Source organism: Dyella agri, from assembly GCF_044904705.1.
Taxonomy (GTDB): Bacteria; Pseudomonadota; Gammaproteobacteria; order Xanthomonadales; family Rhodanobacteraceae; genus Rhodanobacter_A; species Rhodanobacter_A agri.
The window spans coordinates 182,180-207,499 of sequence record NZ_JADIKL010000005.1 but is presented as its reverse complement, the minus strand read 5'-3'; the positions used below and the strand labels follow the sequence as shown (position 1 = coordinate 207,499).

Here is a 25,320-nt window from a genome sequence, read left to right as displayed (position 1 = left end):
CATGACTGCGCCGAAAAAATCCACCCTTTCCCTCAAGCGCGCCCCTGTCAGCGACGCCGCGCCGCTTGAAGAGCGCCTGCACAAGGTGCTCGCCAACGCCGGTCTCGGCTCGCGCCGGATGCTGGAGCAGCGCATCCAGGCCGGCGAGATCGAGCTCAACGGCAGCCCTGCCACGATCGGCACCAGCGTCCACGCCGGCGACCGCGTGGTGGTCGACGGCAAGCAGTTCGTGGTCGCCACCGACAACCGCGGCGACGCCGAGGTGCTGATCTACCACAAGCCCGAGGGCGTGCTCACCACCCGCGACGACCCGGAAGGCCGCCCCACCGTGTTCGAACAGCTGCCGCGCCTCAAGGGCGCGCGCTGGGTCGCCGTGGGCCGCCTGGACATCAACACCACCGGCCTGCTGCTGCTTACCACCGACGGCGAACTCGCCAATGCGCTGATGCACCCGAAAAGCGGCATCGAGCGCGAATACCTCTGCCGCGTGCACGGCGAAGTGCCCGACGAGGTGATCGAGAAACTCAAGGCCGGCGTGGAACTGGAAGACGGCCCCGCCCGCTTCGACGAGATCGCGGTGATCAGCCGCGGCGGCAGCCACAGCTGGTTCCGTGTGGTAATCCGCGAAGGCCGCAACCGCGAAGTGCGCCGGCTGTGGGATTCGCAAGGCTTCCTGGTCAGCCGCCTGAAGCGCATCCGCTACGGCGGCATCGAGTTGCCGCGCACCTTGCGCCGCGACGACAGCGCGACGCTGGACGAGGAAGCCGTGAAGCAGTTGCGCCAGACCGCCGGCCTCGGCGCGCCGCAGCCCGTGCTCACCCTGAGTCCGGTGCTGCACCAGCGCCGCGCCAACCGCAACGTCACCGAGTACCGCCCCGAGCGTGGCTCGACCGGCGCCTGGAGCGGCGGCTACCAGGACGAGGCGCGCGAGTTGCGCGCCTTCGACCGCATCCGCGAGGAACCGCCGCGCGGCCGCCAGAAGCAGCGCCGCCCCGGCCAGGAAGTGAACGGCAACGTGGCACGGCCCGAGCGCGCTCCCGCCGCCGGCCGCCGCAAGAGCAAGCGCGGCGTCGCACCCGGCCAGGAACTGCCGTCGGTACGCACCTGGTTCGCCGGCGACAACCGCGACGGCACCGCGCGCCCGACCGGCGCCCCGGGCAACAAGCGTCGCGGCGGCAAGCCCGCCGGTGCACGCGGCGGCGCCGGACACGGCCATGCCGGACACGGCGGTTTCGCGACTGCCGGCGGCTTCGGCGGCGGCCAAGCGTTTGGCCACGGCAACGCCGAGGCACGCCCGGGCGGCAACCGTCCTAGCCGCGGCCGACCGCAAGGCCAGGGCGGTAACCGGCCACAGGGCCAGGGCGGTAACCGCCCGCCCCACGGCGGCAACCGTCCCGGCGGCAACCGTCCGCACGGTCGCGGCGGCAACCGTTCCGGCAACCGATGATCCGGATCTACCACAACAGCCGGTGCAGCAAGTCACGCACTACGCTGGCCTTGCTCGAAGGGCGCGAAGTCGAGGTGGTGAACTACCTCGACACGCCGCCACGCGCCGATGAGCTGAAGCAACTGCTCAAGTTGCTCGGCATCCCTGCGCGGCAACTGCTGCGCAGCGGTGAGGCCATCTACAACGAACTTGGCCTCGCCGATCCCGCGCTGGACGAAGATGCCCTGATCGCCGCGATGGCCGCCCATCCGATCCTGATCGAGCGCCCCATCGTGGTCGCGAACGGCAAGGCCGCGATCGGCCGGCCGCCTGAGGCGGTGCTGGCGATACTCTGAAACAGCTACTCTCCTGCAAGAAGCCCCGCGTGATGCGGGGCTTCTTGCAAAAAGCATCAACCCGGGTCCAACGTGAAGCTGTCGGCATCCATCCACGCCGGGAATCGCTCGCGATGGGCGAGCAGCGGCGCGGGATCGAGGGTCAGCGTGGCGACCTGTTCCAGCGCGCCGCATTCCACCAGCGGCTCACCCACCGGGTCGATCACCGCGCTGTCGCCGGCGTAAGGCAGGTCGTTGCCATCCACGCCCACCCGGTTCACGCCGATCACGCAAGCCAGGTTCTCGATCGCACGGGCGCGCAGCAGGGTGCGCCAGGGCTGGCGGCGCGGTGCGGGCCAGTTCGCCACGAAGATGGCGAGGTCGTAGTCCATGCCGCCCGCGGCGCTTGCCAGCCGGCGGTTGCGCAACCACACCGGAAAGCGCAGGTCGTAGCAAACCTGGGGCAGGATGCGCCAACCCTTCAATTCCACGACCAGGCGTTGGTTGCCGCCGCCGTAGCGGGTGTGTTCGCCGGCCATGCGAAACAGATGGCGCTTGTCGTACTGCTCGAACGTACCGTCCGGCCGCATCCACAGCAGGCGGTTGTAGACGATGCCGTCTTCGCGGATCGCCAGGCTGCCGCAGATCACGGCATCCACCTCGGCGGCCAGCGCGCGCATCCAGGCCACCCCCTCGCCATCCATGGTGTCGGCGCTGGCACCGGTGTCGTTGCTGAAACCGGAGAGCAGGGTTTCCGGCAGCACGAACAAGTCGCTGCCGCGCGCACGGCGCACCAGCGCTCCGTAGTAGTCACGGTTGGCCGGGGCGTCGTGCCAGCGGGTGGCACCTTGCACCAGCGACACGGTCAGCGGCTGCAGGCTCAAAGCTTGCACAGCCGCTCGGCGGCCGCCTCCATGGTGGCGTCGCTCTTGGCGAAGCACAGGCGCAGCAGGCGCGTGCCCGGCGCGGTTTCGCAGAACGGCGTCAGCGGAATCGCCGCCACCCCGCCCTGCTCCACCAGCCAGCGGCTGAAGGCCAGGTCGTCCTCGTCGCGGATCGCCGAGTAGTCCACCAGTTGGAAGTAGCCGCCCGGCACGTCGAGCAGCTTGAAGCGCGAAGGCGCCAGCAACGCGCGGAAACGGTCGCGCTTGGCCTGGTAGAACGCCGGCAGCTCCAGGTAGTGCTGCGGATCGCTGGCGAGGAATTCGGCGAATGCCACCTGCGCCGGGTGAAAGCTGCAGAACGTGAGGTATTGGTGCACCTTGCGGAATTCCGCCGTGAGCGACTTGGGCGCCACCGCATAACCCAGCTTCCAGCCGGTGCAGTGGTAGGTCTTGCCGAAGGAGGAGACCACGATGCTGCGCGCGGCAAGCTCGGGATGGCGCAGCACGCTCTCGTGCTGCCTGCCGTCGTAGACAATGTGTTCGTACACCTCGTCGGACAGCACCACGATCTTCGTGTCGCGAACGATCGCGGCCAACTCTTCGAGATCGGCCGCCGACAGCACCGCGCCGGACGGGTTGTGCGGGCTGTTGATGAGGATCATGCGCGTGCGCGGCGTCAGCGCGTCGCGCACGCGCTGCCAGTCCACCGAAAAAGCCGGAGCGATCAGCGGGATGTGCACTGCCTTCGCGCCCTGCAGTTCGATGGCCGGCTCGTAGCTATCGTAGGAGGGATCGAACACAATCACCTCCTCGCCCGCACGCACCACGGCGGCGATCGCCGCGAACAGCGCCTCGGTGGCGCCGGAGGTAACGGTGATCTCGGCGTCCACGTCGGGGCGATGGCCGTACATGCGTTCGGTCTTGGCGGCGATCTGCTCACGCAGCGGCGCCGTGCCGTGCATCGGCGCGTACTGGTTGCGCCCTTCGTTCATCGCGCGCGCCAGCGCATCGCGCAGACCCTGCGGCGGCTCGAAATCGGGAAAGCCCTGCCCCAGGTTCACTGCCTTGTGCTCCAGCGCGAGCTGGCTCATCACGCTGAAAATGGTGGTGCCGACCTTGGGGAGCTTGGTGTCGATCATCATCGCGTTGCCGTATGGAAGTCCAAACGAAAGCGTAGCATGCGTCGGCGGTCCGGACGGCGCTATCTCCCGGGATCCAGTTCGGGCAAGGCCCGCGTCTTGCACTCCTCGTGCTTGCGCAGCGTGGTGGCAGGCAGGCGTTCGGCGAGGAAATCCACCAGTGCGCGCACGCCGGGCAGCATGCCGCGGCGGCTGGGGTAGATGAAATGCATAGTGCCTTCCGGCGCGCTCCATTCCGGCAACAGCACTTCCAGCTCGCCGCGGGTTACCGCAGGCGCGTAGACGAATTCCGGCAGCAGGGTCACGCCGACGCCACGGCGCGCCGCCTCTAGCAGCACGGCGAAGTCGCCGCAGATCAACCGCGCATTCACCTCCACGCTGACGCGCTCGCCCGCCGCGTCGATCAGCTCCCAGGTCTGCGGGCCCTCGTGTTCCTGCATCGACAGCGCCGGCAACTTCGCCAGCTCGTCCGGATGCTGCGGCCGTCCCAGCGCATCGAGCAGGGCCGGGCTGGCCACCGGTAGCACGCGCGACTGGCCGAAGCTGCGCACCACCATGTTGGCGTCCGTATCGAGCTTGTTGCGCACACGGATCGCAAGGTCGTAACCCTCGCCGAGCAGGTCCACGCGGCGATTGCTGGAAAGCACCCGCACCTGCAGCCGCGGGTATTGCTCCAGGAAGTCCGGCAGTACGTGCGCCAGGATGGTCTGGGTCAGCGACACCGGACAGCTCAGCCGTACTACACCGCGCGGCTCGGCACGCAGTTCGTCCACGGCCTCCTGCGCGGCACGCGCCTCCTCCAGCACGGCGCGGCAATGCGCGTAGAAGCGCTCGCCCACCTCGGTGACCACGAAACGCCGCGTGGTCCGCTGCAGCAAGCGCACGCCGAGGCGATCCTCCAGCTGCGCCACTCGCTTGCTGAGCCGCGACTTGGGTACGCCCAACGCCCGTCCCGCCGCGGAGAAGCCGCCGTGCTCCACCACGGCGGCGAAGAAGTACAGGTCGTTGAGATCCTGCAGTGCGCCGTTCAACAAGGTCATGGGTGTTTCCTTTATGGAACGATAAGTTCGAGTTTTGCCGGCTTATCGCCAGATTGTTCCAAATATACCTTGATCACATCGCCCGATACCCCGGTGCGATCAGGAAACCGCCATGAAACTGTTGCACATCGACTCCAGCGCGCTGGGCAGCCATTCGGTTTCGCGCCAGCTTTCCGCGGAAATCGTTGCCGAACTGCAGCGCCTGCATCCGGGCACCGAGACCCGCTACCACGACCTCGCCGCCCAACCGCTGCCCCACTGGACGCCAGTAGCCGACGCCGCCGATCCTGCCGCCGTGCGGGGTAGCGAAATGCTGGACGAGTTCCTTGCCGCCGACCTCGTGGTGATCGGTGCGCCAATGTACAACTTCAGTATCCCCAGCCAGCTCAAGGCATGGCTGGATCGCATCTCGGTGGCCGGCAAGACCTTCCGCTACGGCCCCAGCGGTCCCGAAGGCCTGGCCGGCGGCAAGCGGGTGATCGTGGCCTCCAGCCGCGGCGGCGTGCACGTCAACAGCCCCATGGACTTCCAGGAACCCTACCTGCGCGCCCTGTTTGGCTTCCTCGGCGTCGACCAGGTGGAATTTGTGCGCGCCGAAGGCGTGAACATGGGTGCCGAGCAGAAGGCGGGCGCGCTGGCGTCGGCACGCCAGGCCATTGGCGCACTCAACGGCATCGCCCAAGCCGCCTGAGCCGGCTGATAGCGCGAAGCAAGCTCCCCGCAAGGCCAGCCACAGCGCTGGCCTTGCGCTTTTTCGTACCCACACACCGGCCGGGTCCACCCCTGCCATCAGTCATGTTGCCAAACCCGCTTTAAGCGCTTGACGGTTCAAAATCTGGTGTTATAGTTCACTACAACACCGGTCAACGAGCTCACCAAAGGAGAGCCGCCATGAACGCCAAGCACGAACCCAGCACGAATCGCCCCGCCGTCGCCGACAACGTCTTCGCCTCCACCTTGGTCCCTGCCCGGCGCTGGATCGCCTCCGCTGCCGCCCTGGCGATGACCAGCCTGACCCTGGCAGTGGTGAACCTGCCGGTCCACGCACCCGAGGTCGCCTGGATCAACGGCATCCACGTCACCAACCTGGCCCCGGTCGAAGTCGTCCCCACGAGCGCCGAACTGAAGGCCGCGGCCCTGCTGGAGCATGCCGCGGTTGGCATCGCCACCCTGCCCGCCGGCAGCGCAGCGCGGCTCGGGGCGCAACTCGCCATGCCCTACTATTCGTTTGGCACCACGACGGCCGGCATCGCCAGCAGCAAGGAATAATCCATGACCATCACCTGGAACGACAGCATCCCGATCTATCGCCAGCTGCACCAACGCGTGGTGGCGATGATCCTGGATGGCGCCTTGAACGAGGGCGACCCGCTGCCGTCGGTGCGCCAGGTGGCCGCGGATTTCCAGATCAATCCGCTGACCGTGTCGAAGGCGTACCAGGAGTTGGTCGACGAACGCTTGGTTGAGAAAAGGAGGGGGTTGGGCATGTTTGTCATCGAGGGTGCACGCGAAGAACTTCTGAAATCCGAGCGCGAACGCTTCCTGCGCGAGGAGTGGCCCGCGTTGTATGCCCGCCTGCAGCGGCTGGGCCTGGACCTGAAGACCCTGCTGCGCGAAACGCAGGCCGAGCCGGAGAAGCACGCATGAACGCCGTCGTCGCCGCCAGCGGCCTGAGCAAGCGCTACAAGAACACCGCAGCGCTGGACAACGCCAGCTTCCGCATCGAGGCCGGCCGCATCGTGGGCCTGATCGGCCCGAACGGCGCCGGCAAGACCACCGCGCTGAAGGCCATCCTCGGCCTCACCGATTTCCAGGGCGAACTGTCCGTACTCGGCCTCGACCCGCGCAAGCAGCGCAACAAGCTGATGGAGCAGGTCTGCTTCATCGCCGATGTGGCCGTGTTGCCGCGCTGGATCCGGGTGCGCGAGGCCGTCGACTTCGTCGCCAGCGTGCATCCGCGCTTCGACCGCAAGAAATGCGAAGCCTTCCTGGCCCGCACCAAGCTCAACCCCAGCCAGCGCGTCAAGCAGATGTCCAAGGGCATGATCGTGCAGCTGCACCTGGCGCTGGTGATGGCGATAGACGCGCGCCTGCTGGTGCTGGACGAACCCACCCTGGGCCTGGACATCCTCTACCGCAAGCAGTTCTACCAGAACCTGCTGGAAGACTACTTCGACGAGAACAAGACCATCATCGTCACCACCCACCAGGTGGAAGAAGTCGAACACATCCTCACCGACCTGATGTTCATCCGCGACGGCAAGATCGTGCTGGACGCCGACATGGACGCGGTGGGCGAACGCTTCGCCGAGGTGATGGTGGGTGCCGACAAGGCCGCCGAAGCCCGCCAGCTCAAGCCGCTGGACGAGCGCCAGGTATTCGGCAAGAGCATCTTCCTGTTCGACGGCGCCGACCGTGCGCGGCTGGAGGCGCTAGGCGAGATCCGCCGCCCCTCCGTCAGCGACCTGTTCGTCGCCACCATGAAAGGGACCTACGCATGAAAACCCCGGTTCTGAACGAAATGTACTGGCTGGTGAAGCGCGAGTTCTGGGAACATCGCGGCGGCTTCCTGTGGGCACCGTTGATCACCGGCGGCGTGTTCCTGCTGCTGAACCTGATGGGCATCGTGGCCAGCGAGGTGATCGGCTCGCAGCACGGCTTCCACTTCATGTTCAACAACACGCACTTCTTCGACCATGCCATGGACGCCGACGAGGTGGCCAAGGCCGGCGCGCTGATGGACATGGTGATGTACTCGACCACGCTGATCATCAGCTTCGTGCTGGGCTTCGTGGTGTTCTTCTACTGCCTGGGCGCCCTCTACGACGACCGCCGCGATCGCAGCCTGCTGTTCTGGAAGTCGCTGCCGCTGTCGGATTCCGCCACGGTGCTCTCCAAGGTGGTGGCCGCCACCTTGCTCGCCCCGCTGATCGCGGTGATCTGCGGCGTGATCACCGGCATCGCCATGCTGCTGCTGTTCACCATCACCTTGTCCTTCCACGGCGCCGGCGTCTGGCACCTGCTGGTCTACGCCCACCCGTTCCAGGTCATCGCCAATCTGATCGGCAGCATCCCGCTGTATGCGCTGTGGGCGTTGCCGAGCGTGGGCTGGCTGCTGCTCTGCTCCGCCTGGGCGCGCAGCAAGCCGTTCCTGTGGGCCGCGGTACTGCCGGTGGCGGTGGGCCTGATGCTGGGCTGGTTCAACTTGATGGGTGGGCGTCTCGCGAGCGACGGCTGGTACTGGCGCGAGGTGTTCGGCCGCCTGGTGATGAGCGTGTTCCCGGGCAGCTGGCTGGGCCAGCAGCAATTCGCCAACGCAGGCAGCGGTGCGGAACACTCGCTGGACTTCCTGAGCCTCAGCAGTTCCTACAGCGTGATGGCTTCGCCGAGCATCTGGATCGGAGCCATCGTCGGCATCGCCCTGCTCGCTGGCGCCATCTGGCTGCGCCGCTGGCGCGACGACACCTGATACCCAACCTTATTCGAATGGGGAGAACATCGATGAAAGCCAACGCAATCGCCATCGGCATTCTTGCATCCGCCCTGTTGCTGCCACTGAGCGCCTGCAGCCAATCCGCGCAGGACAACAACGCCCAGTCGGGTGCCTCCAGCGACCTGGCGCAGGCGGCCAAGGATGTCCGCGACCATACCTCGTCGTCGGCGATAGCCGCCGAAGTGCGCAAGGGCATCGAGCAAGCCAAGAAGGAACTGGTCACCCAGGACATCGACGTCAGCAATGTCCGCGTCGGCAAGGGCGAGCACCGCCCCAGCGACGACCGCCCCAAGGCCGCGATCACCCCGCAAGGCGTGCTGGTGATCGGCGGCAAGCCGGTCGATGCCACGCCAGAGCAGCACTCCATGCTGGTCGACTATCGCCAGCACATCATCGGCATCGCCGAGGCCGGCATGGATATCGGCGCGAGTGGCGCGGACATCGGCGTCGCCGCGGCGAAGGAAGCCATCTGGGGTGCGTTCACCGGCAAGAGCGACAAGGAGATCGAGGCGAGCATCAAGCCGCAGACCGAGCAGATCCAGGCCGCCGCCATCCGCTTGTGCAAGCGGTTGCCCGACCTGCTGGCCTCGCAGCAGAAGCTGGCCGCCGCCATGCCGGCCTTCCAGCCCTACGCTACGATGACGCAAAAGGACGTCGACGACTGCGGCAAGGACATGGTCGACCAGAACGGCAAGAAGGGCTTCGCCGTCTTCTCCGACTGACCCCGTGCCACGTGCACGCCAACGGAACATCCCGATGAAGCAAAACCGACTTGCCTGTGCCTTGCTGTTTCCCATCCTGCTCGCCGCCTGCAGTACCCCCGACACCGTCATGGAAAGCGGCGCGATCCGGCTGTACGGGGACGTGGTGGCCTTGCATGTCGATGGTGCACCGGAGGCGAGCATCGCCTCCGATGGCGGGTTCACGGTCAACGACAAGCCCGTGGAGATCACACCTGCCGAACGCGCCCTGCTGACGCAGTACAACCGCAGTGTGCGCTCAGTGCGCGAGACCGGCCTGGCCATGGGCAAGGCCGGCGTCAGCATGGCGGCCAAGGCCGTCACCGCCGCGGTATCGTCCTCATCCGGCAAGGCGGGCAATGAAGCGGAAGCAGGATCGGAGGCGATAAAAAAACTCAACCTCGACATCTGTAGCGACACCGCCGCCATCAAGGCCGCGCAGGATCAACTTGCGACGCAGCTCGCAGCCTTCAAACCCTATGCCGCCATCGTCAGCGCCACCAGCGTGACGGACTGTGTGAACGACGCGAAGAACTGATACCTCAGCTTCCTTCCCCGATCGCGAAAAGGACGCTCGCATACGACACCGGATTCTGCTCGGCACCATCGTCGCAACAACCATCATTGCATCGCCGGCAAACGCCGATGAGTACGTGAAAATCCACGATACCCGCGACAGCCTGGCCTGGCACGCCGGGCGCGCGCTCGACCTCGCCTCGCCCCGCCTTTCGTGAACTCCCACCGCTGTTACGCTGGTGGTGTGGCGGTGATTGATTCCGGAGTCGCCCCCCGAATCCGGCGGCTTGATTTCACACGGTCACGAAGGAATACATCATGTTTTTTCGTTCCCTCGCCACCTTTGCCTTAATCGTAGTTGCTGGCTGCTCGACCTTGCCCGCGCCAAGCCACGACACGCATCTTCGCGGTTCAAGCCTCGACCGGCGCGTAACGGATCTGATGGGTGCTGCGAAGGTGCCGGGACTTGCCGTCGCCATCATCGAAAACGGCCGCGTCGTCAGCGTCAAGGCATATGGGATGCGCGACACGGCAAAGCAGCTCCCTCTGACCAGCGACACGGTCATGTACGCCGCATCGCTGACCAAGGCAGCGTTTTCGTATGCGACCATGATGCTCGCGGACGGCGGGCGCCTCGATCTGGATACCAGCATCGCAAACGACCTGCCCAAGCCGCTCCCCGAGTACGGAAAGTACGCAGATCTCGCGGGCGACGCCCGATGGAAGGCACTTACTTTCGGCATCCTGCTCAGCCACCGCTCGGGCTTCGCGAACTTCCGCTTCTGGCCACCAGGCAAGGATTACGATCCCAACGGCAAGCTCATGTTCTATTTCGCTCCGGGAACCCGCTACGCCTACTCAGGCGAAGGCATAAACCTGGCGCAGTTCGTTCTCGAGCATGGCAAGGGCATCGATGTGGGCACGCTGATGCGCGAACGCCTCTTTAAGCCCTTTGATATGCCACGAACCTCCATGACATGGCGCGACGACTTCGCCCAAAACGTAGCGATAGGCTACGACGAGGACGGCAAACCGCTGGGACACAAACAACGCGAGTCCGTTCGTGCAGCCGGATCGATGGACACGACCATCAGCGACTACGCGAATCTGCTGGCCGCCATGGTGCGCGGCGACGGCCTGAGCCCCGCAATGCACCGACACTGGCTGACACCCGTCGTAAGCATTCGCTCCGTGCGGCAGTTCCCCACCATCGGCGTGCCCGACTCGAACGACAACGACAGCATCGCGCTTGGCTACGCACTCGGCATCGGCACGTTCACTTCCCCGCAAGGCCCCGCCTTTTTCAAGGATGGCCACGACGACGGCACAAACAACGTGGCCGTCTGCATCGAATCATCGAAGGACTGTGTGCTGCTGATGAGCAACAGTTCCAACGCGGAGTCGATCTTCCCCTATCTGATCGACGACGTTCTAGGCAAGACATGCTTCCCCTGGTACTGGGACGGCTACATTCCCTATGACCATCCCGAATGGCGCACGTCCAAAGCCGTCGTGGACCAGCATCCTGCATGCTCACTGCCAAATCGTTGATTGCCTGCCGGCGTCGCGCACTCAGCCTTCGCCGTGGATGCCGCCCTTGGTCAGCGCCAGCGGATCGAGCAGCTTCGCCAGTTCGGCTTTCGACAGCCCGGTGGTCTCCAGCGCCACGTCCATGATTGGACGATGTTGCTTGTAGGCCTGCTTGGCGGTCGCCGCGCCCTTCTCGTAGCCGATCACCGGATTGAGCGCGGTGACCAGGATCGGGTTCATCGCCAGCGCCTGATTCACCCGCGCCCGGTTGACGTTGAAACCAGCGATGGCCTTGTCGGCGAGCAGGCGTGAGACGCTCGCCAGGATGCCCAGCGATTCGAGCAGGTTGTAGGCGATCAACGGCAGCATCACGTTGAGCTGGAAGTTGCCGGACTGGCCGGCGATGGCGATGGCCGCGTCATTGCCGATCACCTGCGCAGCCACCATCGCCGCGGCCTCGGGGATCACCGGGTTCACCTTGCCGGGCATGATCGAAGAACCGGGCTGTAGCGCCGGCAGTTCGATCTCGCCCAAACCGGCGAGCGGGCCCGAGTTCATCCAGCGCAGGTCGTTGGAAATCTTCATCAGCGCCACCGCCAGCGCCTTCAGCGCGCCGGACAGCTCCACCGCATCGTCCTGCGCGGCCATGCCTTCGAAGGGGTTTTCCATCGCCTCGAAGCGCACGCCGGTAAGTTTTTTCAGCTCGCGCGCCACCGCTGCGCCGAACTTCGGGTCGGCATTGATGCCGGTGCCCACCGCCGTGCCGCCCTGTGGCAGGCGGCGCATGCGCTTCAGCGCATCTTCGATGCGCGCGATAGCCGAACCGATCTGCGCGGCCCAGCCGGACAGCTCCTGGCCGAAAGTCACCGGCATCGCGTCCATCAGGTGGGTGCGGCCGGTCTTGGCCACGTTCTTCAACTGGCGCGCACGCTGCTCGATGGTCTTCTTCAGGTGCTTCAGCGTCGGCAGCAGCTGTTCATGGGCCATCAGGGTGGCGCTGACGTGGATCGCGGTCGGGATCACGTCGTTCGAGCTCTGCCCGTAGTTGACGTGATCGTTAGGGTGCACCTTGGCACCGGCGTGCGCGGCGAGATGGGCGATCACCTCGTTCGCATTCATGTTGGTGCTGGTGCCCGAGCCGGTCTGGAACACGTCGATGGGGAACTGCCCGTCGTGTTCGCCATGCGCCACCGCCAGTGCGGCCTTGCGGATCGCCGCGGCCTGGCCCTTCTTCAGGTAGCCCAGCGCCAGGTTCGCCTCCGCCGCGGCAGCCTTGATCAGCCCCAGCGCGCGGATGAACTCGCGTGGCAGGCGCAGGCCAGAAATAGGGAAATTGTCGATCGCCCGCTGGGTCTGCGCGCCATACAGCGCCTCGGCGGGCACCTGCAACTCGCCCATGCTGTCGTGTTCGATGCGGAAGCCGCTCATGGCCTTGTCCTTCATGGGAAATCTTCGCGGGGAGGTCGGCCGACTATAGGCGTTCGGGCATCGCCGCGCCGTCAATGTAAAATGGCGGTTTCCCCGTGCCGGAACGCCCCGATGTCCAACCACGCCCTCACCGCCCTGTCGCCGCTGGACGGCCGCTACGCCAGCAAGGCCGAGCCGCTGCGTCCGATCTTCAGCGAATTCGGCCTGATGCACCGCCGTGTGCATGTGGAGATCGAGTGGCTGCTGGCACTGGCCGCCGAGCCGGGCATCAAGGAACTGCCGCCGTTCACGGCCACCCAGGTCAAGCAACTGCATACCATCGCCGACAGCTTCCGCATCGAGGACGGCGCGCGCATCAAAGCCATCGAAGCCACCACCAACCACGACGTGAAGGCGGTGGAGTACTTCATCAAAGAGCGCATTGGCAACGATGCCGCGCTTGCCCAGGCCAAGGAATTCGTGCACTTCGCCTGCACCAGCGAGGACATCAACAACCTGTCCTACGCGCTGATGCTGCGCGACGCGCGCCAACAAGTGCTGCTGCCCGCCTTCGACGGCATCATCGCCAGGCTGCGCGAGCTGGCACACACCAACGCCGCGCTGCCGATGCTCTCGCGCACCCACGGCCAGACCGCCTCGCCCAGCACCCTGGGCAAGGAACTGGCCAACGTGGTGGCACGGCTGGAGCGCCAGCGCAAGCAGCTCGCCGCGCTGGAAATCCCCGGCAAGATCAACGGCGCGGTGGGCAACTACAACGCCCACGCCATCACCTACCCGGAGATCGACTGGCGCGCGTTCTCGCAGCGCTTCGTGGAAAGCCTGGGCCTGGACTACAACCCGTACACCACGCAGATCGAGCCGCACGATGGCGTGGCCGAATACTGCGACGCCGTGCGCCGCGCCAACACCATCCTGATCGACCTGGCGCGCGACGTGTGGGGCTACATCTCGCTGGGCTACTTCAAGCAGAAGCTCAAGGAGGGCGAGGTCGGCTCGTCCACCATGCCGCACAAGGTCAACCCGATCGACTTCGAGAACGCCGAGGGCAACTTCGGTCTCGCCAACGCCTTGCTCGGCCACTTCGCCGAGAAGCTGCCGATCAGCCGCTGGCAGCGCGACCTCACCGACTCCACCGTGCTGCGCGCGCTGGGCACTGCCTTCGGCCACACCTTGGTAGCGCTGGAATCGCTGCAGAAAGGCCTGGGCAAGCTCACCGTCAACGCCGACCGCCTCGCCGCCGACCTCGACGCCAGCTGGGAAGTGCTGGCCGAGGCGGTGCAGACCGTGATGCGCCGCTACGGCCTGCCCCAGCCCTACGAGCAGCTCAAGGCGCTGACCCGCGGCCAGGGCATCACCAAGGATTCGATGCGCGAGTTCATCGGCAAGCTGGAACTGCCAACCGAGGCGAAGCAGCGTCTGCTCGATCTCACGCCGGGTGGCTACATCGGCCTGGCCGAGGGGCTGGCACGGGATATCTGATCCCGCCATCGCCCAAACACCGCCGTTCCGGCGAATACCGGAACGACGAGCAGATAACGGGCCGCGCGTTTCCACGCGCGGCCCGATGCGTATCAGGCGTGGGCCTTCTTCACCGGCGCTTCCGCCAGCAACGCCTCACGCACCGCAGGGCGCTCGCCCACACGCTTCTGGAACGCCAGCAGTGCCGGAAAGCCCGACAGATCCAGCTCCACGTGCTTCGCCCAGTTGGTCACGGTGAACAAGTAGGCATCGGCCGCGGTGAACTTGTCGCCCAGCAGGAACGGCTGCTTCGCCAGCACATTCTCGATGAACTGGTAGCGGCGCTTCAGGTACTCCTTGCGCTCGGTGCGGGTGGCCGCGGGCGTCTCGGGCTTGAACAGCGGGCTGTAGCTCTTGTGGATCTCCGAGTTGATGTAGCCCAGCATCTCCTGCAGGTGGTAGCGCGGCAGCGTGCCATTGGCGGGCGCAAGGCCGCTGGCGGGGTTCTGGTCGGCCAGGTACTGCACGATCGCCGGACCTTCGGTCAACACTTCGCCGCTGTCCAGCTCCAGCACCGGCACATAACCCTTGGGATTGATCAGCCAGAAATCCGCGCCGCTCTCGGTGCGCTTCGCCTTGCCGTCGACCTTCTCCAGCTGCAGCTGGATGCCGGCCTCGAGCGCCACGATGTGCGGGGAAAGCGAACAAGCGCCGGGGGAGTAATAGAGCTTCATGCGGTGACTCCTGGTGGGGGGCGGGGAAACGGACACGCGCCGTCGAAACTGCGCATCCAAGCCACGCATGCTACGCTGCCATGGTTACCATTGGATACCATGTATCCACCGATCAGCCGCAGAATGCGGTAACCCCGCGGTTACCACCGCCCACACCCGCATCGAGCCGCCCCATGGGTTTACCCGTACGCAAGAGCAAGGTCGCACCGCCGCCTGCTTGCCCGCTGACCGAAAGCCTGACGCTGCTGCGCGGCGCCTGGGCGCCCAACGTGATCTGGTGCCTCAGCGGCGAACCCCGTCGCTTTGGCGAACTGCGCCACGACATCCCGCGCATCTCCGCCCGCGTGCTCAGCGCCCGCCTGCGCGAACTGGAATCGCGTGGACTGGTATGCCGCCACCTGCTCGACACTTCCCCGCCCTCCGCCGAATACGCGCTCACCGAACTGGGCCGCGAACTGTTGCCCGCGATCAATGCGCTGGCACGGGTGGGACAGAAGCTGATAGCGGAGTGGGATTCGCGGGCTTCGTTGGAGAAGAAGGCACGCGTGGTGGGGTGACTAGCACTTGCCTACGGTGTCAGCCCATGGAACGATGCTTAAGCAGTGTGCCAGGTCATCAAAGGATGCAAGACCTAGTGCCGCAACAAGGGGAGACGCATCGATTCTGCCAGCATCCGCCTCGCGATCTGCCCGATTCGGTGAACCAGATGGCAGAGCTGTAGCGAAATTCCAGACCTAACCTTGGTGCCTATGCTTCTTCCCAGCATTATGGTCCTAGTCTCGACCGCCATTTTCTTCGCGCTCGAAAGGCTTACACCTGGTCGGACACTACCCGCTTCTCGCGGATGGTACCGCCGCGCCCTGCTGATCAACGTGGTACAGCTCGGGATTACGCTCGCCACTGCGCGACTATGGATTCATATTTTCGGCGAGGCTTCCATCTTCAAAATCCGCGAATGGGACAAGCCTTTTACGGAGGGATTCGTTGGCTGGTTCGTCGGTACATTTTTCTTCTATTGGTGGCACCGCCTGCGACATGCCAAGGGATGGTGGCTGATCTTTCATCAGATACACCATTCACCATCGCGAATTGAGGTTGTCACCTCGTTCTATAAACATCCCATCGAAATCTTCAGCGATGCTGCCCTAAGTGCGCTCGTGCTCTATCCGTTACTTGGCTGCTCCATGATCGGAGCATTCTGGTACAACTTCTTCGGAGCAACGGGCGAATATTTTTATCACGCCAACATCAAGACGCCTCGCTGGCTGCGATTTTTAATCCAGACGCCAGAGCTGCATTCAATCCACCACGAATACGGTGTCCACAGATACAACTACTCGGACATACCCTTGTGGGATCGGATGTTCGGGACATACAAGGACACCACTGAGTTCGCCACGCGTTGTGGCTTCCCCGGAGATGCAGAACAGAAATTGGCTGCGATGCTGCGCTTCGATGACGTTCACGAATGAACGTCATCGACTCGAGGGGTTGAGTCTCAATCCTCCTCACTCCACTTCATCCGATCCCTCGTTGACCCCCTCGAACAGGAAGGTCGACAGGTAGCGCTCACCGGTATCCGGCAACATTGCCAGCAGCACCGAGCCCTCCGGCGCGCTCTTCGCCACGTCCAGTGCGGCAGCCAGGGTGGCGCCGGAGGAGATGCCGGTGAAGATGCCTTCCTTCTGTGCCAGAGCGCGCGAGGTGTCGCGGGCCACGGTGTCTTCCACCGTCACCAGCTGGTCGACCACCTTGCGGTTGAGCACGGCGGGCACGAAATCGGGGGTCCAGCCCTGGATCTTGTGTGGCTGCCATTCCTTGCCGCCGAGCAGGGAGGCGCCGGCCGGTTCGGTGCCGATCACCTTCACTTCCGGCCGCGCCACCTTGAGTACCTCGCCCACGCCGGTGAGCGTGCCGCCGGTACCCCAGCCACTGACGAAGTAGTCGAGGCGACGGCCGGCGAAGTCGCGCAGGATTTCCGGTGCGGTGGTCTGGCGGTGGTAGGCCGGGTTGGCCGGGTTCTCGAACTGGCGGGCGAGGAACCAGCCGTTCTTCTCGGCCAGCTCGCGCGCCTTCGCCACCATGCCGCTGCCGCGCGCGGCGCCGGGAGTGAGCAGCACCTTGCCACCGTAGGCGCGGATCAGCTTGCGCCGCTCGATCGAGAAGGTGTCCGACATCACCGCCACGAAGGGGTAGCCGCGCGCCGCGCACACCGCCGCCAGTGCCACGCCGGTGTTGCCCGAGGTGGCCTCGATCACCGTCTGGCCGGGCTTGAGCACACCGCGCTGTTCGGCGTCGAGGATGATCGCCAGTGCCAGGCGGTCCTTCACCGAGCCTGCCGGATTGAATGCCTCCACCTTCACGTACAACTCGACGTGCTTCGGGGCGAGCCGGTGCAATCGGACGATGGGCGTGTTGCCGATGGTGTCGAGAATGCTGTCGTGAATCATGGGTGGTCCCCTGCCTGGAGTTAAGGGTGAAAACGTCCGGCCATGCTGCGCCGGATCATGCATGAATTTCGTCAAGCGCGTCGGCGCTGGGCGACGGCGGCTTCGCGCGGCGGCCGCATCGGTTTGAATTGCCGCACGGTGGCCATGGCTTCGCCCAATGGCGGGGCGCCGAACCAGGCCAGGCGCCCGGCCAGCGCGGCCACCTCACCCAGGATCAGCAACGCGGGCGAGCGTACCGCATGCGCGGCGGCACGTTCGGGCAGGTTGGCCAGGGTGCCGGTGACCACGCGCTGGTTCGCGCGCGTGCCGTTCTCAACCAGAGCGAACAGAGTGGAAGGTGCGCGTCCGTGCGCCAGTAATTGCTCCTGCAGACTTTCGAGGCCGGCTACGCCCATGTACACCGCCAGGGTCTGCCGCTCCTGCGCCAGCGCGCGCCAGTCCAGCGTATCCAGCGAATCGCGACAGTGCGCGGTGACGAAGCGCACCGACTGCGCGTGATCGCGATGGGTCAGCGGCACGCCGGCATGCGCGGCGCAGGCCAGCGCGGCGGTGATGCCAGGCACCACTTCATAGGGAATGTCGTGGTCGCGCAGGAATTCCAGCTCCTCGCCGCCGCGGCCGAACACGAAGGGATCGCCACCCTTCAGGCGCACCACGCGGCGCCCTGCCCGTGCATGTTCGAGCAACAACGCGTGGATCTCGTCCTGAGTGGCGTGATGGTTGCCAGCCTGCTTGCCCACTTCGATACGCTCGGCGTCGCGGCGCGCCAGTTCCAGCACTTCGGCGCTGACCAGGCGGTCGTGCAGGATCACGTCGGCCTCGTTCAGCGCGCGCAGGCCACGCAGGGTCAGCAGGCCCGGATCGCCGGGGCCGGCGCCCACCAGCACGACCGAGCCCGTCGTGGCGGCAGGTTCGTCCTGCAAAGCCTGTTCGGCGGCCTCTGCGGCCAACTTCGGCTGACCCTTGCGCAACAGTGCGGCCACCGGCCCGTTGAACAAGCCTTCATAGAAGCGGCGCCGCGCCGCAAGCTCAGGATGGCGGCGGCGGATGCGCTTGCGCAACCGCGCCGCCAGCAGGGCCAGCGGGCCCAGTGAATGGTCGAGCAGGGTTTCCAGCCGCTCGCGCACCAGCCGCGCCAGCATCGGCGCCGCGCCGCCGCTGGAAATCGCCACCACCAGCGGCGCGCGATCGATCACCGCCGGCACCTGGAAGCTGGACAGTTCCGCGTCGTCCACCACGTTGACGAACACGCGCTGCAGCCCCGCCAGCTCCGCAACACGGGCATTCAACGCGCGGTCGGCAGTAGCCGCCACCACCAGCCATACGTAGTCGAGCCAGCCCGGCGCGAACGCACCGGCGCGATGCGCGATGCGTCCCTGGCGCGCCCAGCGCTGCAGCTGCGGCGTCAGCTCCGGCGCCCCCACGGTCACCTGCGCGCCTGCCGCCAGCAAGGCGGCGACTTTGCGCTCGGCCACGGCGCCGCCGCCCACTACCAACACGGCGCGACGGGAGAGATCGGCGAACAACGGGTACAGCTTCATGGCGGTGGTTCGGCTGCGTGGTTGTGGAATGGCTCACGCTACGCAGCGCATCCTGCCCGCGGAAATGACGATCGCGCCGGTGCATATGCCAGGGCGGCATGAATCCGGATTCCGTTCGCGCCTGGCGTCATCTGCGCAAGCAAACGGAGTCGAAGTGCCGCCACCCCTTCGACTTCGGCGCATCGACCCCACGCCCAAGGTGAAAGCAATCTCTGAACGATCCATTCATGAGCCAACCAGTTTATGAACGTCTATCCGTATAGACGTCCGAACAAAAATGCATATACACTCGGCCCCATGTCTTTCATTCATGCCGAATCCAGCCGAACCAACGGCCGCCCCATGCGGGGCTGGACGATGCGATGTATGCGTGCGCGGCACTCCGCCACCACACATCCCCCATCGCCCTGACTCCCGGATCGCCATGACCCTGACCCAGCTTCGCTACCTTGTCGCCATCGCCGACTGCCGCCTCAACATCACCGCCGCCGCCGAGCACGTGCATGCCACCCAGCCCGGGGTGAGCAAGCAGCTCAAGCAACTCGAGGACGAACTCGGCCTGCAGCTGTTCATCCGCAAGGGCAAGAGCCTTGACGCAGTCACCGACGCCGGCACGCGGGTGATCGAGCGGGCGCGGGTGATCCTGGCCGAGGCGCTAAACATCCGTTCGATCGCCGCGAACCTGCGCAACGAGGCGCACGGCGAGCTGCGCATCGCCACCACACATACCCAGGCGCGCTTCGCCCTGCCCGGCTCGATCGCCGCGCTGAGCCGCCGCTACCCACAGGTCAGCGTGCACCTGCAGCCCAGCGGCGATGCCGAGGTACTGGCCTTGCTGGAAAGCGGCCGAGTCGACCTGGCCGTGGTCAGCACCTCCGGCGCCGCGCCGGTCGGCGGCATCGCCTTGCCCGCCTACCGCTGGAGCCGCGTGGTGGTGACTCCGCGCGATCATCCGCTGGCGAAGCTGGGCCGCGCCCCCAGCCTGGCCGAGCTGGCCGCGCAGCCTTTGGTGAGCTACGACTCCTCGAAACGCCCAGAGTCCTCGCTGCGCCGCGCCTTCACCGCCGCCGGGCTCAGCCCGCAGATCGCGATGACCGCCGCCGACGCCGACCTTATCAAGACCTATGTGCGCGCCGGCCTCGGCATCGGCGTGCTGGCCGAGATGGCGCTGCAACCAGGCGAGGACACCGATCTCAGCGTGGTGCAGGCCGACGCACTGCTGCCGCTGTGCACCACCTGGATCGTGCTGCGCAAGGACAGCGTGCTGCGCGATTACACGCTGGAGTGGATCGTGCAGTTCGCGCCGCACCTTGACCGCAACGACGTGCGCCGCCTGCTCACCCTGGGGCTGGCGCCGGAAACACCGCCCAGCGTGCCGCACTGGCGCGATCGCCAGGATGCCGCCGAAGCGGCTCCGTCGCTCACGGCAGTTCGTGCAGGCCGCACTCGCGCTTGAGCCCGAAGAAACGGGTGTCCTCGGCATCCATGCCCGGCTCCCAGCGCTGCGTCGTGTGGGTGTCGCCGATGGAGATGTAGCCCTGCTCCCATAGCGGGTGGTAGGGCAGATCGTGTTTCTGCAGGTAGCGGCCCACGTCGCGGTCGCTCCAGTCGACGATGGGATGCAGCTTCCAGCGCCCGGTGCCGGACGCCCCCGGGCGCCACTCGACGAAGTCGATGGTGCGCCGGCTGCGCGACTGGCTGCGACGCAGGCCCGCGAACCAGCCGTGCACGCCCAACTCGGCCAGCGCGCGCTGCATCGGCTCCACCTTACGGATGCGGTTGTAGCGATCCAGCCCTTCGATGCCCTGCTCCCACAGCTTGCCGTAGCGCGCCTCAGCCCAGGCGCGTCCGATGATGGGACGATAGACCTTGAGGTTGAGCGCGAGCCGCTCGCTCAGCGTGTCGACAAACTGATAGGTCTCGGGAAACAGGTAGCCGGTGTCGATCAGGATCACCGGGATATCCGGCGCATGGCTCGCCAGCAGGTGCAGCGACACCGCCGCCTGCGCGCCGAAACTGGAAGACAGCGCGTGCGCGCCCGGTACATGCTCAAGCATCCAGCGCACGCGCGCCCCGGCGTCGCGCCCGGCCAGCCAGTCATTGAGCGCGTGCACGGCGCCGGCGTCGTTGCCGTCGGCGGGGAGAACCGGGGCACTCATGCAATGACCTCCAGCGCGATTTTCTTCGACGCGAGCACCCCGGTGCGCACCAGGAAGTCGCCAAAGTGCTCGCCCAACGCACGCTCGCCGGCGTAGCGGGCAAACAACAGGTCCAGCGCTTCGAGCAGAGCCGCTTCGTCCACGTTCTCGCGATAGATCTGGTTGAGCCGCTGGCCACGGAAATCCGCGCCCAGGCGCAGGTCGTAACGACCCGGCGCGCGGCCTACCAGCGCGATTTCGCCCAGATACGGCCGCGAGCAGCCGTTCGGGCAGCCGGACAGGCGCAGCAGGATAGCCGCGTCGAGCAGGCCGTGGCGGTCCAGCGAAGCCTCCAGCTTGGGCAGCAGCTGCGGCAGGTAGCGTTCGCTTTCAGCCATCGCCAGCCCGCAGGTGGGCAGCGCCACGCAGGCGATGGCGTGGCGGCGGATGCCGCTGTAACGGCGGTAGCCGTCCATGCCGTGCGCAGCCACGATGGCATCGATGCGCGCGCGCGCGGCCGCGTCCACGTTGGCGATGATCAGATTCTGGTTGCAGGTGAGGCGGATGTCGCCGGTATGCACGCGCGCGATCTCGCGCATGCCGCTCAGCCAACGCGCCTCGTCGCCGTCCAGCAAGCGGCCGGATTCCACCTGCAGGGTGAGATGCCAGCCGCCGTCATGACCCTCGATCCAGCCGTAGCGGTCGCCGTTATGGTCGAAGCGGAACGACCGCGCCGGTTCCAGCGCGAAACCCGCACGCTGCTCGATCTCGGCCTTCACCGCAGCGAGGCCGCGCTTGTCGATGGTGTACTTGAATCGCGCATACCTGCGCTCCTCGCGGTCGCCCCAGTCGCGCTGCACGGCGATGATGGCCTCGGCCAGCGTCAGCAGCTGCCCGGGTGCGACGAAGCCGATCACGTCGGCGAGGCGCGGATAGGTGGTGGGATCGCCGTGGGTGGCACCCATGCCGCCGCCGATCGACACGTTGAAGCCGACCAGTTCGCCCTGCTCGACGATCGCGATCAGGCCCAGGTCCTGGGAGAACACGTCGACGTCATTGAGCGGCGGGATCGCCACACCGATCTTGAACTTGCGCGGCAGGTACGTGGCACCGTACAACGGCTCGTTCTCGGCCGCCGCGGCCTCGCCCACCAGCTTCTCGCCGTCCAGCCAAATCTCGTGGTAGGCGCGGGTCTTCGGCTTCAGGTGCTCGGACAGCTCCGCCGCCCATGCGTAAGCCGCCGCATGTGCGCGCGATTCGACCGGGTTGGTGTTGCAGACCACGTTGCGGTTGACGTCGCCGCAGGCGGCGATGGTGCTGGCCAGCGCGGCATCGATCGCGGCGATGGTGGGCTTGAGGTCGCGCTTGACGATGCCGTGCCACTGGAAGGTCTGCCGCGTAGTGATGCGCAGGCCGCTGGAAGCGTAGTCGCTCGCGATCTTGTCGAAAGCCAGCCACTGCGCCGGCGTCATCACCCCGCCCGGCAGGCGTGCGCGCACCATGAACGAATAAGCCGGCTCCAGCTTCTGCCGGCGGCGTTCGTCGCGCAGGTCGCGGTCGTCCTGCTGGTAGCTGCCGTGGAACTTCAGCAGCTTGTTGTCGTCCTCGCTGATCGCCCCGGTGACCGGGTCGGCCAGGCCTTCGGCGATGCTGCCGCGCAGGAAGCGGCTGGCGGTCTTGATGTCTTCGAGATGGGAGGGCATGGGGATACTTTTTCTTCTTCTCAGTACACATCACGGGCGTAGCGCCCTTCCTGCAACAGCTCGGCCAGCCAGCCGCGGGCGTCTTCGGCGGAGAGCCCGCCGTGGGCGACAGCCACGTAGACCAGTGCCTCGTGCACGTCCTTCGCCATATGCGTCGCGTCGCCGCAGACGTAGAGATGGGCGCCGTCGCGCAGCCAGGTGTACAGTTCGCGGCCGTGTTCGCGCAGCCGGCTCTGCACGTAGGTCTTGGCCGCCGCATCGCGCGAAAAGGCGAGATCGAGGCGATGCAGCGCGCCGTCCTCCAGCGCCTGCTGCCACTCGGTCTGGTAAAGGAAGTCCTGCGCAAAATGGCGATTGCCGAAGAACAGCCAGTTGCGCCCCGCGGCGCCGGTGACCTGGCGCTCCTGCACAAAAGCGCGGAACGGTGCCACGCCGGTGCCCGGCCCGATCATGATGATGTCGCGGCTGGCGTCGGCCGGCAGGCGGAAGCGCTCGTTCGCCTCCACGAATACTGGCACGCGCTGCTCGTCGCCGGCCGCGGCGAGGAAGGACGAGGCCGCGCCGAGGTGATCGCTGCCATGGGCGTGGTAGCCCACCATGGCCACGGTGAGATGCACCTCCTCCTCGCCCACCGCCTTCGGGCTGGAGGCGATGGAATACAGCCGCGGGGTGAGCGGACGCAGCGCGGCGACCAGCTGTGCGGCATCCCAGCCCACCGGATGGCGGCGCAGCAGGTCGATCGGCTGGTGCGTGTCGAGCAGCCGGGTCAGCGCCTCGCGCTGCTCCGGCTCCAGCACGCGCGCCAGTCCGGCGTCACCGCTGGCGCTGGCATGCGCGGCGAGCAGCGGGCGGCTCAGGCGGGTCAGCTCGCGCTCGTGGGTCAGCCAGCGCGCCAGCGGCAGGCGGCGGCCATCGTGGGTGACTTCCTGCTCCCCGTCCAGGCGCAGCAGGCGCAGATAATCGTTCACCAAGGCCGGTGGATTGCGCGGCCACACGCCCAGCGCGTCGCCCGGTTCGTAGCGCAGGCCGGAGCCCTGCAGCGAGAGTTCGACGTGGCGCACTTCGCGCGCGCTGTCGCGCGAGACGATACGCTGGTTTTCCAGCACCTCGGCGGCATACGGGTTTTCACGGCCGTGCAGCGCACTGTTCACCGAGTGCAAGGCCACCGGACGCTGGTTCGCCGCGACGGGCGCGGCGGGCGCGCCCAACGCATCGCGCGCCTTGTCCAGCACGCTATCGCTCCAGCTCGTGCCCACGGCCTCGAAGTCGACGTCGGCCTCGCCCAGTTCGGCGAAGCGCTGCGCCCCCAGCTCGGCGAAGCGTGCGTCGAGCCGGCGGCTCACCGCGCAGAACTGCGGATAGCTGGAGTCGCCCAGGCCCAGCACCGCGAACCTAAGCTGCGGCAGCTTCGGGGCGCGCTTGCCGTTGAGGAACTCGACGAAACCCAATGCATCGTCCGGCGGATCGCCATCGCCCTGGCTGCTGATCACCAGCACCAGGTGACGCTCCTGCGCCAGCTCGCGCACGGGATAGGCACCGGTGCGCAGCAAGCGCACGTCCAGCCCTGCCGCGGCGGCACGCTCGGCCAGTCGCTCGGCTATCCGGCGCGAGTTGCCGGTCTGGCTGCCGTAGAGCACGGTGAACCGCTCGGCCGTGGCCGCGTTCGCCGCCCCGGCCGCCGACACAACAGCCGGCAGCGTGACGCGCGTGGCCTGCGCCGCCAGTGCCGCGCTCCACGCCGAGATCCAGTACAGATCAGCCGGCGGCAAGCCCTCGGTCAGCCGGTTCAGCAGCGCCAGCCGCTCGGCGGCCAGGCCCGGCGTCGGCAGTATCGGTCGTGTGGAAGCGCTCACGCTCTTTCCTTTTGGACGTCCATACGTCTTGCCGACCATGCTATGGCCGCGGCCCGCGGGCTAGAAAACACTTGTCGGCATGTGCTTATGCGGGCCGCTCATTTCCGGCGCGTCGGCCCGCGTGCTGACATGCCGGCATCATCTTTCCCGGGACCGCGATGAGCCCCTTGCCGGAATTCCTCGTCTTCACCCTCGTGGGCGTCGCCGCGCAGCTGGTGGACGGTGCGCTCGGCATGGCCTACGGCGTGACCTCGGCCGGGTTGCTGCTGGGCCTGGGCATGCCGCCGGTGATGGCCAGCGCCAGCGTGCACTACGCCGAAACCTTCACCTGCGGCGCCTCGGGGCTGAGCCACCTCGCCGCGGGCAACGTGCGGCGGCGGCTGTTCCTGGCGCTGGCGATTCCGGGCGTGATCGGTGCGCTGCTCGGCGTATACCTGGCCGTGCACCTGCCCGCATCGTGGATGCGCATCGCCCTGACACCCTACCTGTTGGGCATGGGCCTGTTCCTGTTGCTGCGCAGCGCGAAGCATCCCGGCGAACGCACCGAGCCGCCGCGCGGCACGCCGATCCTGGGCGTGGCCGCCGGCTTCATGGATGCGATCGGCGGCGGCGGGTGGAGCGCGCTCACCGCCACCACCTTGATCGCCCGGGGGCTGCAGCCGCGCGCGGTGATCGGCAGCGTGCACCTGGCCAAGTGCGTGGTGAGCATCGCCGCCAGCGCCGCATTCTTGTTCGGTATCGGCGCCGGGCATGTGATCGCGGTGCTCGGCCTGATCGCTGGCGGCATCCTCGCCGCGCCATTTGGCGCGTTCTTCATCCGGCGCATCCCGGCCCGTGCCGCCACCGTGCTGGCCGGGCTGGCGGTGCTGGCGCTGGGCATCAACAACGCGGTGCGTGTCTTGACCTGAGCCG

25 protein-coding genes are annotated in these 25,320 nt (G+C 66.6%); 15 read left to right on the top strand and 10 right to left on the bottom strand.

The window, feature by feature from the left end; all coding sequences use genetic code 11:
* Nucleotide 1 precedes the first annotated feature (1 nt).
* Nucleotides 2-1,447, top strand: coding sequence for a pseudouridine synthase (locus tag ISP14_RS11375; RefSeq protein ID WP_404539699.1), 1,446 nt, complete (start codon nucleotides 2-4; stop codon nucleotides 1,445-1,447).
* On the top strand, nucleotides 1,444-1,782 hold the full coding sequence (arsC, locus tag ISP14_RS11370; RefSeq protein ID WP_404539697.1) for an arsenate reductase (glutaredoxin): 339 nt from the start codon (nucleotides 1,444-1,446) through the stop codon (nucleotides 1,780-1,782). Before ISP14_RS11375 ends, arsC begins: the two co-directional genes overlap by 4 nt.
* A 56-nt stretch (nucleotides 1,783-1,838) precedes the next feature.
* On the opposite strand, the gene ISP14_RS11365 is transcribed toward arsC, so the two are convergent.
* From ISP14_RS11365 to ISP14_RS11355, 3 genes are read right to left on the bottom strand one after another with little or no spacing between them, the layout of a single operon-like run.
* Entirely contained in the window at nucleotides 1,839-2,654 is an 816-nt protein-coding gene (locus ISP14_RS11365; RefSeq protein WP_404539694.1) for an amidohydrolase, read from the bottom strand.
* Nucleotides 2,642-3,787 carry a pyridoxal phosphate-dependent aminotransferase gene (locus ISP14_RS11360; protein WP_404539691.1) on the bottom strand — a complete coding sequence of 382 codons (1,146 nt, stop codon included), beginning with the start codon at nucleotides 3,785-3,787 and terminating at the stop codon, nucleotides 2,642-2,644. The genes ISP14_RS11365 and ISP14_RS11360 overlap by 13 nt, the downstream gene beginning before the upstream one ends.
* Nucleotides 3,788-3,846: 59 nt before the next feature.
* A complete protein-coding gene (locus ISP14_RS11355; protein WP_404539689.1) occupies nucleotides 3,847-4,824 on the bottom strand; it encodes a LysR substrate-binding domain-containing protein in 978 nt (325 codons plus the stop codon).
* A 112-nt stretch (nucleotides 4,825-4,936) separates the two neighbouring features.
* Between ISP14_RS11355 and ISP14_RS11350 the strand changes: the two genes are divergently transcribed.
* The 8 genes from ISP14_RS11350 to ISP14_RS11315 all read left to right on the top strand — a co-directional run bounded on the left by ISP14_RS11350 (nucleotide 4,937) and on the right by ISP14_RS11315 (nucleotide 11,124).
* Nucleotides 4,937-5,515 (top strand): FMN-dependent NADH-azoreductase, encoded by a 579-nt coding sequence (locus tag ISP14_RS11350; protein ID WP_404539687.1) that lies wholly within the window; start codon nucleotides 4,937-4,939, stop codon nucleotides 5,513-5,515.
* A gap of 200 nt (nucleotides 5,516-5,715) precedes the next feature.
* Nucleotides 5,716-6,093, top strand: coding sequence for a hypothetical protein (locus tag ISP14_RS11345; RefSeq protein ID WP_404539685.1), 378 nt, complete (start codon nucleotides 5,716-5,718; stop codon nucleotides 6,091-6,093).
* 3 nt (nucleotides 6,094-6,096) lie between these two features.
* The gene (locus tag ISP14_RS11340) at nucleotides 6,097-6,471 is read left to right on the top strand and encodes a GntR family transcriptional regulator (RefSeq protein ID WP_367852254.1); all 375 of its coding nucleotides are present in this window, start codon (nucleotides 6,097-6,099) and stop codon (nucleotides 6,469-6,471) included.
* Nucleotides 6,468-7,325: an ABC transporter ATP-binding protein gene (locus ISP14_RS11335; RefSeq protein ID WP_404539682.1), complete on the top strand. Its 858-nt coding sequence runs from the start codon at nucleotides 6,468-6,470 to the stop codon at nucleotides 7,323-7,325. The genes ISP14_RS11340 and ISP14_RS11335 overlap by 4 nt, the downstream gene beginning before the upstream one ends.
* Nucleotides 7,322-8,293 carry an ABC-2 transporter permease gene (locus ISP14_RS11330; protein WP_404539680.1) on the top strand — a complete coding sequence of 324 codons (972 nt, stop codon included), beginning with the start codon at nucleotides 7,322-7,324 and terminating at the stop codon, nucleotides 8,291-8,293. Before ISP14_RS11335 ends, ISP14_RS11330 begins: the two co-directional genes overlap by 4 nt.
* Before the next feature lie 32 nt (nucleotides 8,294-8,325).
* Nucleotides 8,326-9,039 (top strand): YggN family protein, encoded by a 714-nt coding sequence (locus ISP14_RS11325; protein WP_404539677.1) that lies wholly within the window; start codon nucleotides 8,326-8,328, stop codon nucleotides 9,037-9,039.
* A gap of 61 nt (nucleotides 9,040-9,100) precedes the next feature.
* A complete protein-coding gene (locus tag ISP14_RS11320) occupies nucleotides 9,101-9,595 on the top strand; it encodes a YggN family protein (protein WP_404539674.1) in 495 nt (164 codons plus the stop codon).
* A 296-nt stretch (nucleotides 9,596-9,891) separates the two neighbouring features.
* The gene (locus ISP14_RS11315; protein ID WP_404539671.1) at nucleotides 9,892-11,124 is read left to right on the top strand and encodes a serine hydrolase domain-containing protein; all 1,233 of its coding nucleotides are present in this window, start codon (nucleotides 9,892-9,894) and stop codon (nucleotides 11,122-11,124) included.
* A gap of 21 nt (nucleotides 11,125-11,145) precedes the next feature.
* On the opposite strand, the gene ISP14_RS11310 is transcribed toward ISP14_RS11315, so the two are convergent.
* Entirely contained in the window at nucleotides 11,146-12,531 is a 1,386-nt protein-coding gene (locus tag ISP14_RS11310) for a class II fumarate hydratase (RefSeq protein WP_404539879.1), read from the bottom strand.
* Between the two features lie 111 nt (nucleotides 12,532-12,642).
* On the opposite strand from ISP14_RS11310, the gene purB reads away from it, so the two are divergent.
* Entirely contained in the window at nucleotides 12,643-14,010 is a 1,368-nt protein-coding gene (purB, locus tag ISP14_RS11305; protein WP_404539669.1) for an adenylosuccinate lyase, read from the top strand.
* A gap of 92 nt (nucleotides 14,011-14,102) precedes the next feature.
* Here the strand turns inward: purB and gstA are convergent, their stop codons facing one another.
* Nucleotides 14,103-14,723: a glutathione transferase GstA gene (gstA, locus tag ISP14_RS11300; RefSeq protein WP_404539666.1), complete on the bottom strand. Its 621-nt coding sequence runs from the start codon at nucleotides 14,721-14,723 to the stop codon at nucleotides 14,103-14,105.
* Nucleotides 14,724-14,896: 173 nt separating this feature from the next.
* Between gstA and ISP14_RS11295 the strand changes: the two genes are divergently transcribed.
* On the top strand, nucleotides 14,897-15,280 hold the full coding sequence (locus tag ISP14_RS11295) for a winged helix-turn-helix transcriptional regulator (RefSeq protein WP_404539663.1): 384 nt from the start codon (nucleotides 14,897-14,899) through the stop codon (nucleotides 15,278-15,280).
* Nucleotides 15,281-15,472: 192 nt separating this feature from the next.
* Nucleotides 15,473-16,195, top strand: a complete 723-nt coding sequence (locus ISP14_RS11290) for a sterol desaturase family protein (protein ID WP_404539660.1) — start codon at nucleotides 15,473-15,475, stop codon at nucleotides 16,193-16,195.
* A 36-nt stretch (nucleotides 16,196-16,231) separates the two neighbouring features.
* Here ISP14_RS11290 and cysK read toward each other — a convergent pair whose 3' ends face one another.
* Together cysK and cysG are read right to left on the bottom strand one after the other, a co-directional pair.
* On the bottom strand, nucleotides 16,232-17,173 hold the full coding sequence (gene cysK, locus ISP14_RS11285) for a cysteine synthase A (protein WP_404539657.1): 942 nt from the start codon (nucleotides 17,171-17,173) through the stop codon (nucleotides 16,232-16,234).
* A 71-nt stretch (nucleotides 17,174-17,244) separates the two neighbouring features.
* The gene (gene cysG / locus ISP14_RS11280; protein ID WP_404539655.1) at nucleotides 17,245-18,714 is read right to left on the bottom strand and encodes a siroheme synthase CysG; all 1,470 of its coding nucleotides are present in this window, start codon (nucleotides 18,712-18,714) and stop codon (nucleotides 17,245-17,247) included.
* Nucleotides 18,715-19,138: 424 nt separating this feature from the next.
* On the opposite strand from cysG, the gene ISP14_RS11275 reads away from it, so the two are divergent.
* Nucleotides 19,139-20,170: a LysR substrate-binding domain-containing protein gene (locus ISP14_RS11275; RefSeq protein WP_404539652.1), complete on the top strand. Its 1,032-nt coding sequence runs from the start codon at nucleotides 19,139-19,141 to the stop codon at nucleotides 20,168-20,170.
* Here the strand turns inward: ISP14_RS11275 and ISP14_RS11270 are convergent.
* From ISP14_RS11270 to ISP14_RS11260, 3 genes are read right to left on the bottom strand one after another with little or no spacing between them, the layout of a single operon-like run.
* Nucleotides 20,136-20,873: a phosphoadenylyl-sulfate reductase gene (locus tag ISP14_RS11270; protein WP_404539649.1), complete on the bottom strand. Its 738-nt coding sequence runs from the start codon at nucleotides 20,871-20,873 to the stop codon at nucleotides 20,136-20,138. The genes ISP14_RS11275 and ISP14_RS11270 overlap by 35 nt on opposite strands.
* Nucleotides 20,870-22,555 (bottom strand): assimilatory sulfite reductase (NADPH) hemoprotein subunit, encoded by a 1,686-nt coding sequence (cysI, locus tag ISP14_RS11265; protein WP_404539647.1) that lies wholly within the window; start codon nucleotides 22,553-22,555, stop codon nucleotides 20,870-20,872. Before cysI ends, ISP14_RS11270 begins: the two co-directional genes overlap by 4 nt.
* Before the next feature lie 20 nt (nucleotides 22,556-22,575).
* Nucleotides 22,576-24,447 (bottom strand): assimilatory sulfite reductase (NADPH) flavoprotein subunit, encoded by a 1,872-nt coding sequence (locus tag ISP14_RS11260; protein WP_404539642.1) that lies wholly within the window; start codon nucleotides 24,445-24,447, stop codon nucleotides 22,576-22,578.
* Nucleotides 24,448-24,566: 119 nt separating this feature from the next.
* Between ISP14_RS11260 and ISP14_RS11255 the strand changes: the two genes are divergently transcribed.
* Nucleotides 24,567-25,316 carry a sulfite exporter TauE/SafE family protein gene (locus ISP14_RS11255; RefSeq protein WP_404539637.1) on the top strand — a complete coding sequence of 250 codons (750 nt, stop codon included), beginning with the start codon at nucleotides 24,567-24,569 and terminating at the stop codon, nucleotides 25,314-25,316.
* Nucleotides 25,317-25,320 lie beyond the last annotated feature (4 nt).

Coding starts and splice junctions, on each gene's coding strand:
- ISP14_RS11360 (WP_404539691.1), bottom strand. CDS start 3,787: ATGATGATCGACACCAAGCTCCCCAAGGTCGGCACCACCATTTTCAGC.
- ISP14_RS11330 (WP_404539680.1), top strand. CDS start 7,322: ATGAAAACCCCGGTTCTGAACGAAATGTACTGGCTGGTGAAGCGCGAG.
- cysK (WP_404539657.1), bottom strand. CDS start 17,173: ATGATTCACGACAGCATTCTCGACACCATCGGCAACACGCCCATCGTC.
- ISP14_RS11255 (WP_404539637.1), top strand. CDS start 24,567: ATGAGCCCCTTGCCGGAATTCCTCGTCTTCACCCTCGTGGGCGTCGCC.
- ISP14_RS11315 (WP_404539671.1), top strand. CDS start 9,892: ATGTTTTTTCGTTCCCTCGCCACCTTTGCCTTAATCGTAGTTGCTGGC.
- ISP14_RS11260 (WP_404539642.1), bottom strand. CDS start 24,447: ATGGTCGGCAAGACGTATGGACGTCCAAAAGGAAAGAGCGTGAGCGCT.
- ISP14_RS11350 (WP_404539687.1), top strand. CDS start 4,937: ATGAAACTGTTGCACATCGACTCCAGCGCGCTGGGCAGCCATTCGGTT.
- purB (WP_404539669.1), top strand. CDS start 12,643: ATGTCCAACCACGCCCTCACCGCCCTGTCGCCGCTGGACGGCCGCTAC.
- ISP14_RS11290 (WP_404539660.1), top strand. CDS start 15,473: ATGCTTCTTCCCAGCATTATGGTCCTAGTCTCGACCGCCATTTTCTTC.
- ISP14_RS11310 (WP_404539879.1), bottom strand. CDS start 12,531: ATGAGCGGCTTCCGCATCGAACACGACAGCATGGGCGAGTTGCAGGTG.
- ISP14_RS11295 (WP_404539663.1), top strand. CDS start 14,897: ATGGGTTTACCCGTACGCAAGAGCAAGGTCGCACCGCCGCCTGCTTGC.
- gstA (WP_404539666.1), bottom strand. CDS start 14,723: ATGAAGCTCTATTACTCCCCCGGCGCTTGTTCGCTTTCCCCGCACATC.
- ISP14_RS11325 (WP_404539677.1), top strand. CDS start 8,326: ATGAAAGCCAACGCAATCGCCATCGGCATTCTTGCATCCGCCCTGTTG.
- ISP14_RS11375 (WP_404539699.1), top strand. CDS start 2: ATGACTGCGCCGAAAAAATCCACCCTTTCCCTCAAGCGCGCCCCTGTC.
- ISP14_RS11355 (WP_404539689.1), bottom strand. CDS start 4,824: ATGACCTTGTTGAACGGCGCACTGCAGGATCTCAACGACCTGTACTTC.
- ISP14_RS11275 (WP_404539652.1), top strand. CDS start 19,139: ATGACCCTGACCCAGCTTCGCTACCTTGTCGCCATCGCCGACTGCCGC.
- ISP14_RS11270 (WP_404539649.1), bottom strand. CDS start 20,873: ATGAGTGCCCCGGTTCTCCCCGCCGACGGCAACGACGCCGGCGCCGTG.
- ISP14_RS11345 (WP_404539685.1), top strand. CDS start 5,716: ATGAACGCCAAGCACGAACCCAGCACGAATCGCCCCGCCGTCGCCGAC.
- arsC (WP_404539697.1), top strand. CDS start 1,444: ATGATCCGGATCTACCACAACAGCCGGTGCAGCAAGTCACGCACTACG.
- ISP14_RS11340 (WP_367852254.1), top strand. CDS start 6,097: ATGACCATCACCTGGAACGACAGCATCCCGATCTATCGCCAGCTGCAC.
- cysG (WP_404539655.1), bottom strand. CDS start 18,714: ATGAAGCTGTACCCGTTGTTCGCCGATCTCTCCCGTCGCGCCGTGTTG.
- cysI (WP_404539647.1), bottom strand. CDS start 22,555: ATGCCCTCCCATCTCGAAGACATCAAGACCGCCAGCCGCTTCCTGCGC.
- ISP14_RS11335 (WP_404539682.1), top strand. CDS start 6,468: ATGAACGCCGTCGTCGCCGCCAGCGGCCTGAGCAAGCGCTACAAGAAC.